The sequence below is a fragment of the Paenibacillus sp. WG02 genome, from assembly GCF_055396115.1.
The window spans coordinates 6,908,443-6,925,350 of the sequence record NZ_AP036016.1 but is presented as its reverse complement, the minus strand read 5'-3'; the positions used below and the strand labels follow the sequence as shown (position 1 = coordinate 6,925,350).

General features: G+C 43.9%; 14 protein-coding genes and 1 pseudogene. 12 read left to right on the top strand and 3 right to left on the bottom strand.

Going from position 1 to position 16,908, the window contains the following annotated elements:
- Positions 1 to 39: 39 nt before the first annotated feature.
- Entirely contained in the window at positions 40 to 468 is a 429-nt protein-coding gene (locus tag ACBP55_RS31300) for a MarR family winged helix-turn-helix transcriptional regulator (RefSeq protein WP_464647246.1), read from the bottom strand.
- Positions 469 to 990: 522 nt separating this feature from the next.
- On the opposite strand from ACBP55_RS31300, the gene pheS reads away from it, so the two are divergent.
- The 5 genes from pheS to ACBP55_RS31275 all read left to right on the top strand — a co-directional run bounded on the left by pheS (position 991) and on the right by ACBP55_RS31275 (position 8,217).
- Positions 991 to 2,025: a phenylalanine--tRNA ligase subunit alpha gene (gene pheS / locus ACBP55_RS31295; RefSeq protein WP_464647244.1), complete on the top strand. Its 1,035-nt coding sequence runs from the start codon at positions 991 to 993 to the stop codon at positions 2,023 to 2,025.
- Between the two features lie 25 nt (positions 2,026 to 2,050).
- The gene (gene pheT / locus ACBP55_RS31290; RefSeq protein WP_464647242.1) at positions 2,051 to 4,504 is read left to right on the top strand and encodes a phenylalanine--tRNA ligase subunit beta; all 2,454 of its coding nucleotides are present in this window, start codon (positions 2,051 to 2,053) and stop codon (positions 4,502 to 4,504) included.
- Between the two features lie 94 nt (positions 4,505 to 4,598).
- A complete protein-coding gene (locus ACBP55_RS31285) occupies positions 4,599 to 6,080 on the top strand; it encodes a cell division protein ZapA (protein WP_464647240.1) in 1,482 nt (493 codons plus the stop codon).
- 12 nt (positions 6,081 to 6,092) lie between these two features.
- Positions 6,093 to 6,641 carry a CvpA family protein gene (locus ACBP55_RS31280; RefSeq protein ID WP_464653473.1) on the top strand — a complete coding sequence of 183 codons (549 nt, stop codon included), beginning with the start codon at positions 6,093 to 6,095 and terminating at the stop codon, positions 6,639 to 6,641.
- A gap of 970 nt (positions 6,642 to 7,611) precedes the next feature.
- A complete protein-coding gene (locus ACBP55_RS31275; protein WP_464647239.1) occupies positions 7,612 to 8,217 on the top strand; it encodes a transposase in 606 nt (201 codons plus the stop codon).
- A 262-nt stretch (positions 8,218 to 8,479) separates the two neighbouring features.
- Here the strand turns inward: ACBP55_RS31275 and ACBP55_RS31270 are convergent, their stop codons facing one another.
- A complete protein-coding gene (locus ACBP55_RS31270) occupies positions 8,480 to 8,860 on the bottom strand; it encodes a cupredoxin domain-containing protein (RefSeq protein ID WP_464647238.1) in 381 nt (126 codons plus the stop codon).
- Positions 8,861 to 9,043: 183 nt separating this feature from the next.
- A pseudogene (locus tag ACBP55_RS31265) lies at positions 9,044 to 9,413 on the bottom strand (phage holin family protein).
- 244 nt (positions 9,414 to 9,657) lie between these two features.
- Between ACBP55_RS31265 and ACBP55_RS31260 the strand changes: the two are divergent.
- The 7 genes from ACBP55_RS31260 (at position 9,658) to ACBP55_RS31230 (ending at position 16,874) form a co-directional block, all read left to right on the top strand.
- Entirely contained in the window at positions 9,658 to 12,018 is a 2,361-nt protein-coding gene (locus tag ACBP55_RS31260; protein ID WP_464647236.1) for an endonuclease MutS2, read from the top strand.
- A 138-nt stretch (positions 12,019 to 12,156) separates the two neighbouring features.
- Positions 12,157 to 12,837 carry a PspA/IM30 family protein gene (locus ACBP55_RS31255; RefSeq protein ID WP_173185149.1) on the top strand — a complete coding sequence of 227 codons (681 nt, stop codon included), beginning with the start codon at positions 12,157 to 12,159 and terminating at the stop codon, positions 12,835 to 12,837.
- Positions 12,838 to 12,916: 79 nt separating this feature from the next.
- On the top strand, positions 12,917 to 13,336 hold the full coding sequence (locus ACBP55_RS31250; RefSeq protein ID WP_029194077.1) for a DUF350 domain-containing protein: 420 nt from the start codon (positions 12,917 to 12,919) through the stop codon (positions 13,334 to 13,336).
- Positions 13,337 to 13,474: 138 nt separating this feature from the next.
- The gene (locus ACBP55_RS31245) at positions 13,475 to 13,975 is read left to right on the top strand and encodes a hypothetical protein (protein WP_173185148.1); all 501 of its coding nucleotides are present in this window, start codon (positions 13,475 to 13,477) and stop codon (positions 13,973 to 13,975) included.
- A gap of 118 nt (positions 13,976 to 14,093) precedes the next feature.
- Complete coding sequence (locus tag ACBP55_RS31240) at positions 14,094 to 15,407, top strand: MFS transporter (protein WP_464647233.1); 1,314 nt, start codon at positions 14,094 to 14,096, stop codon at positions 15,405 to 15,407.
- Between the two features lie 83 nt (positions 15,408 to 15,490).
- Positions 15,491 to 16,402: a cysteine synthase A gene (cysK, locus tag ACBP55_RS31235; RefSeq protein WP_464653471.1), complete on the top strand. Its 912-nt coding sequence runs from the start codon at positions 15,491 to 15,493 to the stop codon at positions 16,400 to 16,402.
- A gap of 172 nt (positions 16,403 to 16,574) precedes the next feature.
- Positions 16,575 to 16,874 (top strand): hypothetical protein, encoded by a 300-nt coding sequence (locus tag ACBP55_RS31230; protein WP_464647232.1) that lies wholly within the window; start codon positions 16,575 to 16,577, stop codon positions 16,872 to 16,874.
- Positions 16,875 to 16,908: the final 34 nt, after the last annotated feature.

Below are 16,908 nucleotides of genomic sequence, written 5' to 3'. Positions count from 1 at the left end.
TATGTTTTCCACTTGTACCACTCCTTGAATATGATGAAATTAATAATAATTAGTTAACTTTTCAAAGGCACTCACAAGAATACGCATTTCGTCCGGAGGAAACTGTGACAGTCCGCGAGCAATGACTTCTTTCTGGACATCTTCTGCTTGTTTGAGTATAGCCTTTCCGGTTTCGGTTATTTCAACTAGTACAATCCGTCGATCTGTCTCATGGTGTTTACGTATAACATGCCCACTTTGGACAAGTCGATCAATCATAACGGTGATCGCACTCGGTTTAACGCCCAGTTTATCAGCGAGATGAGTTTGTTTCGGAGCGCCTTCTTTAGAAATCATGAATAACATGAATATTTGTGGCTTTGTTAACTCCGAATTTAACTGGCTAATTACGGTGTGACTAATTTTCCGATGTGCTGTTTCAAATGTTGTGCGAAACCGATTCGTATAAGCAAGCAGTTCATCTTCCATTTCAAAAACCTCCTTACCACTTTATTAAAGTATCAAATCATTAAACAATAAAATGTTTATATGAATTAATATTTAAACTGTTTAAATAAAATATACGCCGCTGATGATTCGAAGTCAACAGGTAAATTCAGTACCCAGGCTAGTTAACTTGCATATCCGGCATATCTTGCATATAATAATTGATACATATACGTGAAAATGCTTTGACGGAGAAGAGTACGCAGTGCTTCTTGACAGGGAGGGAAAGCCGATGATTGAGAGCTATCCCCGAGAATCAGGCTGCTGAAGTTCGCTCCCGAGCAGTCCTTTGAACGGAAGCTTAACCAATGGCTTCTAAATAGAAGGAACCGGACACAACGTCCGTTATCTGAAATGAAGTGAGAATCGTTTCTTTTGGCATATGCCAGTGAACGAATCTAATTAGGGTGGTACCACGGCTTTTCGTCCCTTGTAAGGGAGCGGAAAGTCTTTTTTGTGTTTTCATTTAGGGTGATTAAGGGGCCTAATTCAGGAGGGATTTCGATGAAAGAGCGGTTAGAAGCTTTGAAGCAGGAAGCGCTGCAAGAGCTAAGCGGCGTACAAAGTCAGCAGGAACTGAACGTTTTACGTATTAAGTATTTGGGTAAAAAAGGGCCGTTAACCGAGGTACTACGCGGTATGGGCGCATTAAGTGCGGAAGAAAGACCGGTTATCGGCCAAGTAGCGAACGACGTTCGTGCAGCGATTGAAACCGTTATTGAAGAGAAGCAAGCAGCATACCAACAGCAAGAAACCGAGAACAGATTGCGTGCAGAAATGATTGACGTAACCCTGCCGGGACGTCCATCACAGCAAGGTGCCGTGCATCCTTTAAGCAAAGTTATTCAAGAAATTGAAGATATTTTCATTGGTATGGGGTACACCGTAGCGGAAGGCCCAGAGGTAGAGCAGGACTACTACAATTTTGAGGCGCTTAATCTGCCGAAGGATCACCCAGCTCGCGATATGCAGGACTCATTCTATATCACAGATGAAATTCTCATGCGTACACAAACCTCCCCAGTTCAAGTTAGAACAATGGAGAAACGTAAAGGGGAAGTTCCAATCAAAATCATTTGTCCGGGCAAAGTATATCGCCGCGATGACGATGATGCGACACATTCCCATATGTTTACTCAAATCGAGGGTCTGGTCATCGACCGTAACGTACGGATGAGTGATCTGAAAGGAACCTTGCTTCAATTCGTTCAAGAAATGTACGGCAAAGAGACGAGAATTCGCTTGCGTCCTAGCTTCTTTCCATTCACAGAGCCAAGCGTTGAAGTTGATGTGAGCTGTGCGATGTGTGGCGGCGTTGGCTGCCGTACTTGTAAACAAACGGGCTGGTTAGAAATCCTCGGAGCGGGCATGGTACATCCGCGCGTTCTGGAGATGGGTGGATATGACCCGAAGGAATACACAGGATTTGCATTTGGAATGGGTGTTGAGCGCATTGCGATGCTGAAATACGGCATTGAAGATATTCGTCATTTCTACACGAACGATTTGCGGTTCTTAAAGCAATTCTTACACTTGTAAGCATCAGGAAAAGGAGGGGTTAAGCATGAAGGTTTCTTATCAATGGTTATCGGAATATGTAGATGTAACAGGCTTCACAGCCGAGGAATTAGCAGAAAAACTGACCCGAAGCGGCATCGAAGTGGATATCGTGGAAGATCGTAATAAGGGTGTAACGAACGTCGTCGTTGGATTTGTAAAATCACGCGAAAAACACCCAGACGCAGATAAATTAAGCGTGTGTATCATTGATGCCGGACAAGGCGAAGACTTGCAAATCGTTTGCGGGGCTAAAAATATTGATGCCGGACAAAAGGTGCCTGTCGCTATGATCGGAGCTGTGCTTCCTGGCGGATTGCAAATCAAACGCGCTAAGCTGCGCGGCGTAGAGTCACAAGGCATGATTTGTTCAGCCAAAGAACTTGGTCTGAACGATAAGCTGCTGCCGAAGGAAATTCAAGAAGGCATCCTAGTTTTGCCTGAAGAAACCGAAATTGGCAGCTCAATTCTGGATGTCCTTGCTATTAACGACAAGGTGTTAGAGCTTGACCTGACACCAAACCGCTCCGATTGTTTGAGCATGCTCGGAGCTGCTTATGAGATCGCGGCGATCCTCGGACGCGACGTCAAACTTCCTGATGTGGAAGCAGCGCTTCAAGGGACTGGAACAGCCGCAGTAAAAGCTGCTGATCGCATCAGTGTGAAGATCACAGCGACAGAGAAGTGCACGCATTACGCGGCTCGCCTTATCGAAGGCGTGCGCTTCGGCACTTCTCCGCTGTGGATGCAGAACCGCTTGATGGCAGCTGGTATCCGCCCGATCAACAACATCGTAGACATCACAAATTTTGTGATGCTCGAATACGGCCAACCGCTCCATGCTTTCGATGCTGAGCAGTTGAACAATGGCCACATCGATGTACGCCTCGCTGAGGCCGGCGAGAAGCTCGTTACGCTCGACGATGTGGAGCGTACGCTAGAGCCGCACATGCTGCTCATCACAGACGGCACGAAGCCTGTAGGGATTGCCGGTGTTATGGGCGGCGCTAACTCTGAAGTGACAGAAGGCACCACACGGATTCTGCTTGAATCCGCCAAGTTCGCAGGCAGCTCTGTACGCCGAACGTCGCGCCAGCTAGGGCTCCGCTCTGAAGCGAGTCTTCGCTTCGAGAAAGAAGTAAACCCGGAAGCCGTGCTTCCGGCATTAAACCGTGCTGCTGCGTTAATGGCTCAGTACGCATCAGGTCAAGTCGCTGACGGCATCGTCCAAGCCGCAGCAGGCACACACAAGCCAGTCAGCATCGAGCTTGCAGCTGACCGTGTAAACAATTATCTCGGCACTGAACTTTCCTTGGCCGAGATGGGTCAAATCATAGAGCGCCTGCACTTCACCTTTGAGCAGGCAGGCGAAGGCAAGCTGCTCGTGCATGTGCCGAGCCGCCGCGGAGACATCACACGGGATGTCGATTTGATCGAAGAAGTAGCTCGCCTGTTCGGCTACGACAACATCCCGACAACCTTAATGACCGGCGTGACGACGCCCGGCTCATTGACCAAAGAGCAGTCGATCCGTCGCATCACTCGGAATCTCCTAACTCAAAGCGGACTGCATGAAGTCATCACCTATTCCTTCACGCAGCCGGATCAGACCGTTTCGCTGCCGGGTCTATATCCAGCAGCAAAGCCAATCTCGCTCGCTATGCCAATGAGCGAGGATCGCAGCCAACTGCGTACTAGCTTGCTTCCGCATCTGCTAGACGTTGTTAGCTACAATCGTAACCGCACGATGGATGATGTGGCTATTTTCGAAATCGGCAAAGTATTCATCACGGATGAGACTACACTTACAGCTTTGCCGCAAGAGAAGCTTCTCCTCTCCATTGTACTGACAGGCAAACGCCATCAAGCGCATTGGGCTCAGAAGTCAGAAACTGTCGACTTTTATGATATCAAAGGTGTTTTTGACCGTCTTGTAAACTACTTAGGCGTTAAAGGGCTTACCTATAAATCAGCATCACCAGATGGTTTCCATCCGGGCCGAACAGCGGAGCTTCTCTTGAACACAGCTGAGGGTCAGCAAGTCATAGGTCGAATTGGTCAACTGCATCCTACCGTTCAACAACAGCGTGATCTTGACGACACTTATGTACTTGAGGTTGAACTTTCCCCAATCTTGGAAGCTGCTGGAGATGCAATTGTATATAAATTGCTGCCGCGTTATCCGTCCATTGGACGTGATCTTGCGGTAGTAGTGAACTCTAGTGTACCAGTAGGTCTTATGGAGCAAACCATCACCGAAGTTGCCGGAGACTTGTTAGAATCTATTCAAGTATTTGATATCTATACCGGAGAGCGTTTAGGCGCAAATCGCAAGAGCGTAGCCATTGCCTTAGTATACCGTCACGCAGAAAGAACGCTGTTGGATGAAGAAGTAACAGAGCTGCATGCCAAAGTTGTGCAAACCCTTGAACAACAATATGAGGCAGAGTTAAGAAAATAGTCTAACTTTCATTTAAGTTGCAGGAAAACAGGCTGGTCTTATCGAAATTACACTCGATAGGGCCAGCCTTTCATCTAAGGGAGGATATAAAAAAGTGAACGCTGAAGATAAAACGAGGATTACCGTTGATATATATGGACACCAATACAAATTAAAAGCAAGTACCAGCACCAATTATATGAAGCGAGTAGCTGAATACGTAAATGAACAAATGTTTCGTATTGCCAAGGGCTATCCGCGGTTAGATTCACAGAGAATCGCCGTTCTGGCTGCCGTGAACATGGCTGATGAGTGCTTCCGTATGAATGAAATCATGGAAGAACTGACCAAAGCTCAAAAGAACCAAGAAGCAACAAAAGCTGCCTATGACAAATTAATTGTTAACTTTAACGAAATGAAACTAGAATACGAGCAACAACAAACATACATAAGTGAGCAAAATGCTAAACTAGTACAAGGTAACCAAACGCAAGAGCAAATGAAACAAGAAGTTCAGAAAGCAATACAAGAACAAGAGCAATTGAGGCAACAATTACAACAAGCTAAACAACATCAAGAACAAGTTAAACAACAACATCAAGAGCAAGCTAAACAACAACAAGAGCAAGTTAAACAACAACAAGAACAAGTTAAACAACAACAAGAACAAGCCGAACAGCAGCAAGAGCAAATCAAACAACAACTAGAACAAGTCAGACAACAGCTCGAGCAGGAAAAACGTCAACAAATACAAGGAAGACAACAGCTAGACCAAGAAAAACAACAACACCAACAAACAAAGCAACAATTGGAGCAGGAGAAACAACAAAAGGCGCATCAGCTGCAAAAGCTGAACGAACAGCACAGAGTCGAAAAACAGTCACTCTCAGAAATCCACCAACAAGACAGAGAAATGTTAAATCAGCAATATCAACAAGAAAAAGAAGCACTCATGCAGCAGCATCTGCAGGAAAAAGAAATCATAAACATGCAACATCAAGAGAGAATTGATACTATTAGGAACCAACTTCAAGAAAAACTAAGTACAATTTCAAACCAACATAAAGAGAAAATAGATAATATTACAATTCAACATCAAGTGGAAATAGAAACACTCACAACTGCGCACCAAAAGGAGATAGATACACTCACAACCTCGCACCAAGAAGAAATAGAAACACTCACCGCCCTATACCAGGACGAGGCAGAGGCTAAGATACTGAGTTATGAGCAAGATAAAGGCAATCTAGTTGGGGAATTTCAAGAACGACAAACAAACATTATTCAACAGCTTGAAGACCAAAAATCAACAATTATTACACAATATCAAGCTCAAATTGATGCCTTACTAGAGCAGCAGCAATTAGAACGAAGTGCACTTGCTCAACATTTTGAAGAAGAAAAAGAACGGATCTTAGCCCAAGCACGTAGAGAAAAAGAAGAATTAATGCATCAAAGCTTGAACGACGAGGCTCAGCAAAAAGAGCTTCAAAACATCAAAGAAGAGTATAAAGAGCTGCGCGAGGAATATGCTAAACTGCAGAATGAATACAATGAGTGGATCGAACTTGTAGAAACAGATAGTCCTGGCAGGTAATCCATAGTGACAATGAATACATTAGATTATGTCATGTTGTCGATAGTAGCTTTGGGTCTGCTGCTTGGTTACTTTAGAGGATTTATTGCCCAGATTGTCTCACTCTCAGGTTTTGTTCTCGCCTACCTCGTTGCATTTTATTTTTACAGGGATTTCGCCCCTCTGCTTCGAAACGCAATTTCACTGCCTACCTATCAAAATTACCAAAAATACGAATTTATCGTAAAAGGCCTTAATCTGGATACCTATATCCTGAACGCTTTAGCCTTTGCTATATTGTTTTTTGGTGTAAAATTCGCACTAGTCATCGTAGGCAGAGCACTTAATATACTAGCAAAAACCCCAGGCCTGAACTTCATCAACCGTTGGAGCGGCGCATTGCTGGGCTTAGCAGAAGCACTTCTGATCATCATCATAGCCGTCAATGTTATCACCATCATGCCCTCAGATGGACTTCAAAAGCTGCTCTCAAGCTCAACCATAGCTCCATATTTAATTAACGAATTACCCAATATAGCAGGTAAACTCCAAGAACTCTGGAAGCAAGGAATCCCCTTGTAGAAGCTGCCTTCTTTCTAATATAGAAAGGGCAGCTTTTATCAGTTATACCACGTTGAACCAGAGCCAGTACTTCCCGACTTACATCCACTAAATATATGAGTTCTGTAGTATCTACAAAGTCGCGAAATATCACAAATCCATAACTCGGATACGGCAACCTACACAACCACATCCAGAAGTACATCTACAACTATATCCAACGGCGGCCACAGCCACACAAACACATCCACAACGATAACCAACCGACTGCAAAGTCACAGCCACAAGCACTTCAACAACGATAACCAAACGACTACCACAGCCACATCCCAAACCGAACCCCGAACCCAAACCAGAACCCCAAACCAGAACCCCAAACCGAACCCGAATCCAAAACAAAACCTATACCCAACAGCACCAGCATAGCCACAGCACAGCCACAGCACTGCCACAGCCCCAGCCACAGCCACAGCACCAGCCAGAGCACAGCCATAGCCACAGCACCACCCACACCCACACCCACCACAACCTAGTTCAGTAGCTTTTCAGTTATTACTCAAGTAATTGAGGCTGGGAAAGTCGAATAAAACTACTAATCACAGGTAATATCAAGTCCAGTAACCTTCGCGACTGGGCAAGAATGATAACTCTTATAACTCCAAAAATATCTTCACTCGAACAGATAACATCTAAAATTTAGTTTTCTGTAGTATCTACAATCATCAAAAAACCTCAACTAAGCCAAAAAAAACATTCTATGTCCCTGACTGAGACGACATCTGTTCAAATTCTTACAAAGGTTTAAACTAAAACTAACAAATTATTTATTAATCGAACTCGAATTGAAATTTTCATTGTAGATACTACAGAAAATGAATATTCATTATATTAATCTTAGAAAAAAAATTTTCTTTACATACAAACAAATGTTCTGTATAATACAAATATAGGAAATTATTTGGATCGCATTATACTTGAGAGGAGTCAATTCATGGATGCATATTTATTTGAATCGTTGGATGACACTTTCAAGACAGAGGAAGATTGTGTAAGATTTTTGACGAAAAGACGGTGGGCGGGTGGGTTTTGTTGCCCGAGTTGTGATTATCATTTATTTTATATAGTGAAGACTCGCAATTTATTGGAGTGCAAAGAATGCCGTACGCAAATTTCATTAACAGCCGGAACGGTTATGCATAAATCTAAGCTTCCCTTGATGATTTGGTTCAAAGCTATTCGAACATTGATCCAGGATAGCCAAAGTTACTCGATTTCAGCTTTTGCGAGCTTGCTTGGAGTGAATTATCGAACTGCTAAATTGATGCTGGAGAAGCTACAACTAGCTTTATATAAGCAATATTCACGTATGGGTTCAGGTGCGGGCAAGATGAATAAACAAAGAGTAAAATCCAGTCTAAATAAAAGAAAGCATACAACTATTACCTCTCGAAAGATCAACACTAACTTCTGTAAGTATTTATTCACAAATTCAAAGAATATAAAGTATGTAGAGGATGTTTTGTTTAGAAAATGGATGGATGCTTTCTTATCCGTTTTTTTGTTTCCTGTCTACTTAAGGTATTGTCAAGTGCTTTGATGTATCGTTAAAGTCACTTATGAATGCACGTGCCCCCAACCTAGTGGCTAGGGCAACCAAGGCAGCCAAGGATAAATAAATGGACAGGCTTTAACGAATCCAGCATTCATTTCTTTGAGCTGATGGCTGCTTAATCATCAATTGTTGTTGATTAATGATAAGTAATTGGAAGTTTGAAGAAGAAATGTTATACCTTGTGCAAATAAAAAAGCCTTACCGCTTACTACCGCGATAAGGTCTTATGAATGGATGATGACTTAAACTATTCAACAATCAATGTTGTTTTCATATTAGCGTGACCACTGCCACACATGATCGAACAGTTAATTGGGAAAGAACCTGCTTTATCTGGCGTAAAGGTAACTGTTTTGTTGCTGTTATCGAGATTTATTTTGAATTCCTTAATGGATGCACCATGAACGCCTTGCGTATTATCAAGCGTAATTGTAACGGGCTCTCCTTTTTTGACGCGATATTCGGATTGGTCAAATTTGAAGTTACTGGCTTTCAATAATACTTGCTGGCCTGCTGCTGCAGTAGCGGCGGGAGATGAGGATTGTGTTGATTTTGTATCTTTGTTTCCACAAGCGGCTATCGCAAAGATTAAGACTATTCCCATAAAAAGAACGAGTAATTTCTTCAATGTATACCCCTCCGAAATTGTATTGGTTTCCCTCATCATTGTACACGACCTCTTCCCAAAAAACAGTGACAAACTCGTGAAAGAAATTGTTAAAAGAAAAGATCGGTCCGGCGAGTGAATACGCGGCAGACCGATCTTTTTTGGGCCTTAGCATGGATATCAGTTATCGAAACTGATAGGTTTTTATCGACGATCTTCTTTTCCTGAGATCCCTTGTTCAAAGGGGGTTTTCACAGGAATGAATAGGTCGATGATTCCGATGACCAAAGCAGCTAATATGGCACCTATTATGCTCGTAGATACATTACTTACGACAAACTGGGCGGCCCAAATGACAAGCGCGCTCACCAGAAAGCCTACGATTCCCCTGCCAAAGGGAGTGATTTGTTTGCCGAAGATCCCTTCAATGATCCAAGCAGCAACAGCAATGACCAAAGCTAGAAAAAATGCGCTCCAGAAACCGCCGACTTTAAAACCTGGAACTAACCAGTCTGACAAACATTAAAACCAAAGCAGAAACAATAAACCTTACCAGATGTCCGAGAAGATGCATCTCGTGAACCTCCTTCTTTTTGTGATGAGAACAAGTTCTCATGACAAGAAGTGATTTTTTGCAAACAATGCTTCGTGTGTTCAAGTCTTGCATTCCTTTTGGCAGGAAGATAGGTGCACAGCTTAGTGTATCCAAATCCAGTGAATATTATGGTAGGCAGCATCTTCCATATAACGATTGTCTCCGTAGCTAATCAAGCTTGTTTTGGTTTATAATATAGGGTAGAGAAAAGAGGTTGGGATCGTTGAATAAGAAAATAATTAAAACATTAGATTATCAGAAGATTTTACATAAACTAGCTCATCATGCGTCAACTTCGCTTGGTAAGGATGCCGTGGAAAAGCTTGAACCTAAGGGTGATTTTGAACTCGTCAAGCTTCGGCTGCAAGCAACTGATGAGGCTGTTAATGTAGAGCGATTAAAGGGGAATGCCCCTTTCGGTGGAATTCGAGATATTAGATCTTCATTGCACCGAGTTAGAATTGGCGGGATGTTAAACCCAGCGGAGCTTCTTGATATTTCGACGACAATGTTCGGTACACGCAGGTTAAAGCGATTTGTTCTCGCGGTTCATGAAGAATATGCAATACCGATGCTCAAAGGGCAGGTTGAATTACTCACAGAAAATAAGTCATTAGAGGATAAAATTAATAGTTGCATTGATGAGAATGCTGTTGTTGTTGACGGTGCGAGCCCTGAACTGGGACGTGTGAGAAGCGAATTACGCACAGGTGAAGGGAGAGTCCGCGAGAGGTTAGAGCAGATGCTTCGCAACTCATCTGTTCAGAAAATGCTACAGGACGTATTGATCACTATTCGTAACGACCGTTTTGTAATCCCGGTTAAATCAGAGTACCGATCCAGCTTTGGCGGGATGATTCATGATCAGTCAGCATCGGGAGCGACGCTATATATTGAGCCCGATGCTATTGTTCAATTAAATAACAAAATTCGTGAATTAAAGTTTAAGGAAGAAGTTGAAATTGAAAAAATTTTAAGAGCACTCTCAGAGCTTGTTGCTGAACAAGTGGATTTGCTTGTGCTTGATGTGGATCAATTGGCTGAGCTTGATTTTACGTTTGCTAAAGCTGGTCTGGCTAGGGAACTGAAAGCCACAATGCCTAGATTAAATGATCGAGGCTTCATTAAGATAAAGCGAGGCCGGCATCCGCTTATCGCGGCTGATTCGGTAGTGCCGCTTGATTTGGAGTTGGGCAATGATTTCTCACAAATCATTGTGACAGGGCCTAATACAGGTGGTAAAACAGTCTCCCTCAAAACAGTGGGACTCCTTAGCTTAATGGCGATGTCAGGCTTGTTTGTTCCAGCTGAAGAAGGCAGTCAATTATGTGTGTTCGATGCCATTTATGCAGATATTGGTGATGAGCAGAGCATTGAGCAGAATTTAAGTACTTTTTCGAGTCATATGACGAATATCATAAGTATTTTAAGAGATATGACACCAAAGAGCTTGGTTTTGCTGGATGAGCTTGGAGCAGGTACAGATCCTGCAGAAGGTTCGGCTTTAGCGATCTCCATTTTGGATTATATTCATCAAATCGGCTGCCGAATCATTGCCACGACTCACTATTCGGAGTTAAAGGCTTATGCCTATCAAAAACAAGGTACCATTAATGCAAGTATGGAATTTGATATACAAACGCTAAGTCCAACTTACCGATTGCTTGTAGGTGTTCCTGGTCGAAGTAATGCTTTTGCGATTGCAGAGCGCCTAGGCTTATCGAAGCGCATTATTGAGCATGCACGTACGCAGGTGGGCGAGGAGGATAAGCGCGTCGAGTCAATGATCGCGTCGCTTGAGGAGAACCGCCTGATTGCGGAAGCTGAGCGCCAAAGCGCTGAGAGGATGCGACGTGAGGCGGAAGAGATGCGCCTAACGTTAGAGGCTCAGCAGGTCAAGTTCGACGAGCAGCGCGATAAGCTGCTCGAGAAGGCCGAGCGCGACGCGCGTGAGGCTGTCGCCAAGGCGCGCCGCGAAGCGGATGAAATCATCGCCGATCTGCGGCGCATGGCGCAGGAGGAAGCCGGTGGGGTTAAGGATCACCGGTTGGTAGAAGCAAAGCGCCGCCTCGATCAGGTGGCGCCGGAACTGCGCGAGAAGCAGGTTCGCGCGGCGAAGAAGCGGCCTGAGAGAATCGAGGCCGGGGATGAAGTGCGTGTCGTGACCCTGGGTCAGAAGGGTCACGTCGTAGAGGTTGTTAGCGCCACAGAAGCAACGGTGCAGTTGGGGATTATGAAAATGAAGGTCGAGTTGTCGAATCTCGAGAAGATCGGCAGCACGGCTCAGAAAAAGCCAGCTCATCAGGTGGCTACAACCGTCAAACGAACAAGAGATGATAACATCCGGATGGAACTGGATATGCGCGGTCTCAACATGGAGGATGCCTTGATCGAGGCAGATCGATTCCTAGATGAATCTTTCTTGGGCAATTTAGGTCAAGTGTATTTGATTCATGGCAAAGGAACAGGTGTACTGCGTACAGGAATGCAGGAATACTTGCGCCGTCATAAGCATGTGAAGAGCTACCGAATGGGGAATTACAATGAAGGCGGAGCAGGAGTTACAATCGTTGAATTGAAATAACTTTTAATTTTTTAAATCTTTTTGAAACTCATTCTTTGGGACTGCGTATGTAATATGTGTAAGCACCGGTGATTAAAAAAGAATTCGCATTACCCAAATATTAAATATACGTTTATAAACCTTAGGAGGAATTCAGAAATGGGAATTTTTAAAAGACTTCGTGATATGACAATGGCTTCAATCAATGACTTGTTGGACAAAGCAGAAGATCCGGTTAAAATGTTAAATCAGTTTCTGCGTGACATGGAAGAAGACATCTTAGAGGCTGAGACTGCGGTAGCTAAGCAGATCGCAATTGAGAAGAAATTCAAGCTTCAAGTCGAAGAATCCGAAGAGATGGTAACGAAGCGTACAGAGCAGGCTATGAAAGCCCTCGAGTCTGGCAACGAAGACCTGGCTCGCCGCGCGCTGGAAGACAAGAAAGAGCACCAAGGACGTTACGATGAATTGAAACGCCAATATGATCTTGCGAAAACGAATGCTGATCAACTTCGCAGCCAATTGACAGAAATGAAAGACGAGTTCAACAAAATGAAGAACAAAAAGGATTTGTTGATTGCTCGCGCTGAAACAGCAAAAGCTCAAAAACAAATCAATCAAGCGATGTCTGGTTTTGGTACGGACAATGCAGCTAAAGGTTTTGACCGCATGAGCGAGAAAGTACTTCAAATGGAAGCTGAAGCGCAAGCAAGCGGCGAAATCCGCGCTAAAAACCGCAGCTTAGATGATGAGCTTGACGGACTTGGCGGAAGCAGCAGCGGAATTGATGATGAATTGGCAGCTATGAAAGCAAAGCTTGCTGAAAAAAAACAATCCTAATGCTATACTAATAGTACCTGCGAGAGACTGAGTCAAACTCAGTCTCTTCTATCTTTCGTGAAGGAAGGCAGGAGACGATATGAACGAAGAGGTGGATGTATTGCTAAGTAACCCATATTTATCGACGCTTGCCTTTTTTGCAGTTGCTGTAATCGCGCTTGTTGTATTTCTAACGATTTTTGAAATGGTCACCAAATATGATGATTGGGCTGAGATCAAAAAAGGCAACTTATCTGTAGCGATGGCTACAGGCGGGAAGATTTTTGGGATTTGCAATCTGTTCCGGTTCGCTATCCTAAACAATGATACGATGATTCATTCCCTCATTTGGGCAGGGTACGGATTCTTGCTATTGCTGGTTGCCTACTTCATTTTTGAATTCTTGACGCCTTATTTCAAAATCGATGAAGAAATCAAAAAAGACAATCGCGCAGTAGGTTTCTTGTCTTTGACACTGTCTGTCTCCCTTTCCTACGTGGTCGGAGCTTGTGTAACTTAGAAACATACATAATCTTGGAGGCTTGAACAATGAAATACCTGTGGGGCACTTTGTTTGCCATTGCATTTGTATTTATGGCGGCAGGGGTTTATTATTTATTGAAATATGCATGAATGCATTAGGTTGGAGGATTATGTAATGAGTGCCAATGAGGAAATAGTTTGTCCATGGTGCCAAACGGAGATCGTTTGGGATCCGGAAATTGGACCGGAGGACGAATGTCCACACTGCTTTAACGAACTGAATGATTATAGGACTATTGATTTAAAGGTGAAACAAACGGGTCAACCGCTCCGCTTTGATGAACAAGAATATGCCGATTCGGATGAAGATTTGTCATTGGCTTGGGATGATTCGGATGAACCTCTTGATAAATACGGAGAAAAAGTTCAGCATATTACGGATGAACAAGAAGAGGCGCCCGAATGTTCAAGCTGTCATGAACTGATGTTGTTTGCTGGTACTGAGGTCACGAGTGGCACTTCTTTCACGCCAGTTATTCCCAAAACGCTAGGAAGTGCTTTCCTAACAGGTCCCTTTACTTCAAATGTTTTTGTATGCCCGTCTTGCTTCAAGGTGGAGAAAATCTTGTCTGATACCGATCGACTGCTCATGGTTGAACGTATTAAATCGGAGTAATAATGAAACCGAGTCCTTTATGGATTCGGTTTTTTTATATGTCCACCCTCATATTTTCACTCGATTGGGGAAGCTTAACAAGAGCTATTTCGATCTATGGGGAAAGGTGAGGAGGAATATGCAAAAGGATCAGAGTAAGCAATTTGTTCAACCAAGCAGAGCAATAGATGGCACAAGAAGCAATTATTTTGAAGAACGTGGAAGTGGAGCCGTCGAAGTTAAAGGTTCACAGAAGAAAGGCCGGCTAGATGCGCAAGCGATTCTTTTGCTCATCGTTCACACGCTATTTGGCAGTGCAAATGCCTTGTCCGGAACTTTCGTTGGTGTGTATTTGTGGAAGGCTAAAAATGACTTCGCTTTAATCGGTTGGTTTACGTTGACGACTCATTTGACAATGGCGATTACCTTCTGGTTAGCAGGGAAATGGGTGAAGGAACACAATAAAATGAACTGCTTACGGATCGGTGTGGCAGTTTCCGCTGGCTTTTATATGCTGGTATTGTGGCTTGGAGCAAGCAGCTTTCACTATTTTGTTTGGTTAGGTATGGTTCAGGGAATTTCAGCTGGCTTATTCTGGGTTGCTTTTAATGTCGTTTATTTTGAAGTGACGGACCCCGATAATCGCGATCGGTTCAATGGCTGGGTTGGGCTATTGGGTTCTGGCGCAGGAATAATCGCACCATGGATCTCCGGTTTACTCATTGTGAGTTTGGGAGATGGTGCTGGGTATCGGTTAATCTTTTCCATCTCATTAGGTATCTATGTGCTAGGCGTGATTATCAGTTTCTTTTTGAAAAAGCGGAAAGTACAAGGTAGCTATGAATGGTTGTTTCCCTTGCGTTGTCTAAGGCAAGCAGAAACACCTTGGAAGCGCGTGTGCTTAGCCTTGCTATTTCAAGGAGTTCGAGAGGGTGTCTTTGGTTTCATGATTGCACTCCTCGTCTACATATCCACATCAAGTGAAGCGAGATTGGGGAGCTTCGTACTGATTACTTCTGCGGTTTCATTAGTGAGTTTCTGGGCGGCGGGACGATTTATTAAACCGCGTTTTCGTAAGATCAGTATGTTGATTGGTGCTGCTATGATCGTGGCCGTTATTATTCCTTTTTTCTGGAAAATGGGATACAGCACTTTACTTATTTTCGGCATAGGAGCTTCGCTCTTTTTTCCGATGTATTCGGTGCCTATGGTGTCGGCTGTATTCGATCTAATTGGTTCAAATGAAGCCAGTGCTAAGCAGCGGGAAGAGTATGTTGTTCTTCGTGAGCTTTCACTCAATGTGGGGCGTGTGTGCGGTGTGCTCTTATTCATTTGTGTCATTTCGTGGAGTACGGCGCCACTTGTAATAAACGTACTGTTATTAATCATTGGCAGCTCATCGCTGGTCAGTTGGTACTTTATGAAAAAGCAGTTAACTGTAATTAGAACTTGACATTTTTCGTGCTTCCCGATAAAGATGTGGATATGGATTGTTTCATTGGGAAGAGGAGGGGGAGACCCTTGACACATAAAAAAATGGTGAATAGCATCACAGATCTGATTGGTGATACACCGGCTGTAAGGATTAACCGATTAGTAGGTCCAAATGATGCAGAGCTCTACGTAAAGCTTGAATACTTCAATCCAAGCGGCAGTGTAAAGGACAGGGCTGCGTTTAATTTAATCGAACAAGCGGAGAAAGATGGGCTGCTTAGTCCAGGTGCTACGATTATCGAGCCGACTAGCGGTAATACTGGCATTGGACTTGCCATGAATGCGGCTGCCAGAGGCTATAAAGCCATTCTAATCATGCCTGACAACATGACCAAAGAACGGATTAATCTGCTCAAGGCCTATGGCGCAGAGGTCGTTCTCACCCCCGCCGCGCTGCGGATGCCGGGAGCGATCGAGAAAGCGAAGGAGCTGAGGGATCAGATACCAGGCAGCTATATCCCGCAGCAGTTCGAGAATCCGGCGAATCCGAGCATTCATCGGACGACAACGGCTCCGGAAATTCTGGAGCAAATGGACGGGCGTCTGGATGCATTCGTAGCAACCTCAGGTACGGGCGGAACGATTACCGGAACCGGTGAGGTGCTGAGGGAGAAGCTGCCGGATATTCAGATCTATGTGGTGGAGCCAAAGGGGTCACCGGTTCTGTCTGGCGGAAGCCCAGGCCCACATAAACTCGTTGGTACGAGTCCAGGCTTCGTACCCGCAATTCTGAACACAAGCATTTACGATCAGATCGTGCAGGTGACGGATGAAGATGCGATCCGCACCATGAAAGATCTGGCCAGTAAGGAAGGCATTCTTGTAGGACCTTCAGCTGGAGCCTCGGTGTGGACAGGTTTGCAGGTTGCCAGTAAATTAGGAGCGGGCAAGAGAGTACTCTGCATTGCTCCAGATACGGGCGAAAGATATCTGAGTATGGACATTTTTAATTAAATTTATGAATAGGCTTAGCAAATAATAGCGACTCACCGGATCTAAAAGGATCCGGACGGGCCGTTCTTCATTATTTTTTAACATAAGAGTTGATAAAAGAATATTGAATAAAAATTCATAATTGAGTATAATTATAAGTATATGAAAGTTGGAATCGAAAGGTGGAAATGCTGTGAAATTAGCTTATATTAATGCTCTTCCTGAAAAAGATCAATTCCAAGAATTTATACAGACATATACAGAAGAATGCATAACATTTGGAGCTCAAGCGATTGTGAATTGGAACGATTTCCAATCGGAGCACGTTATCTCGGTTTATGATGAAAATAAACTTGTCGGAATCGGTTGTATGGCGGGAGAATGTCATGTTCATGTGCGTCCTACGTATGAGCATCGTGAAATTGAATCTATGGTGAACAAATTGCTGCAAGCGGAATCTAAGCTTAGTTTGGTTCACGGACAATCCTGCTGATTATAGGCAGGCAGAGGCTACTCGGAGTTCCCGG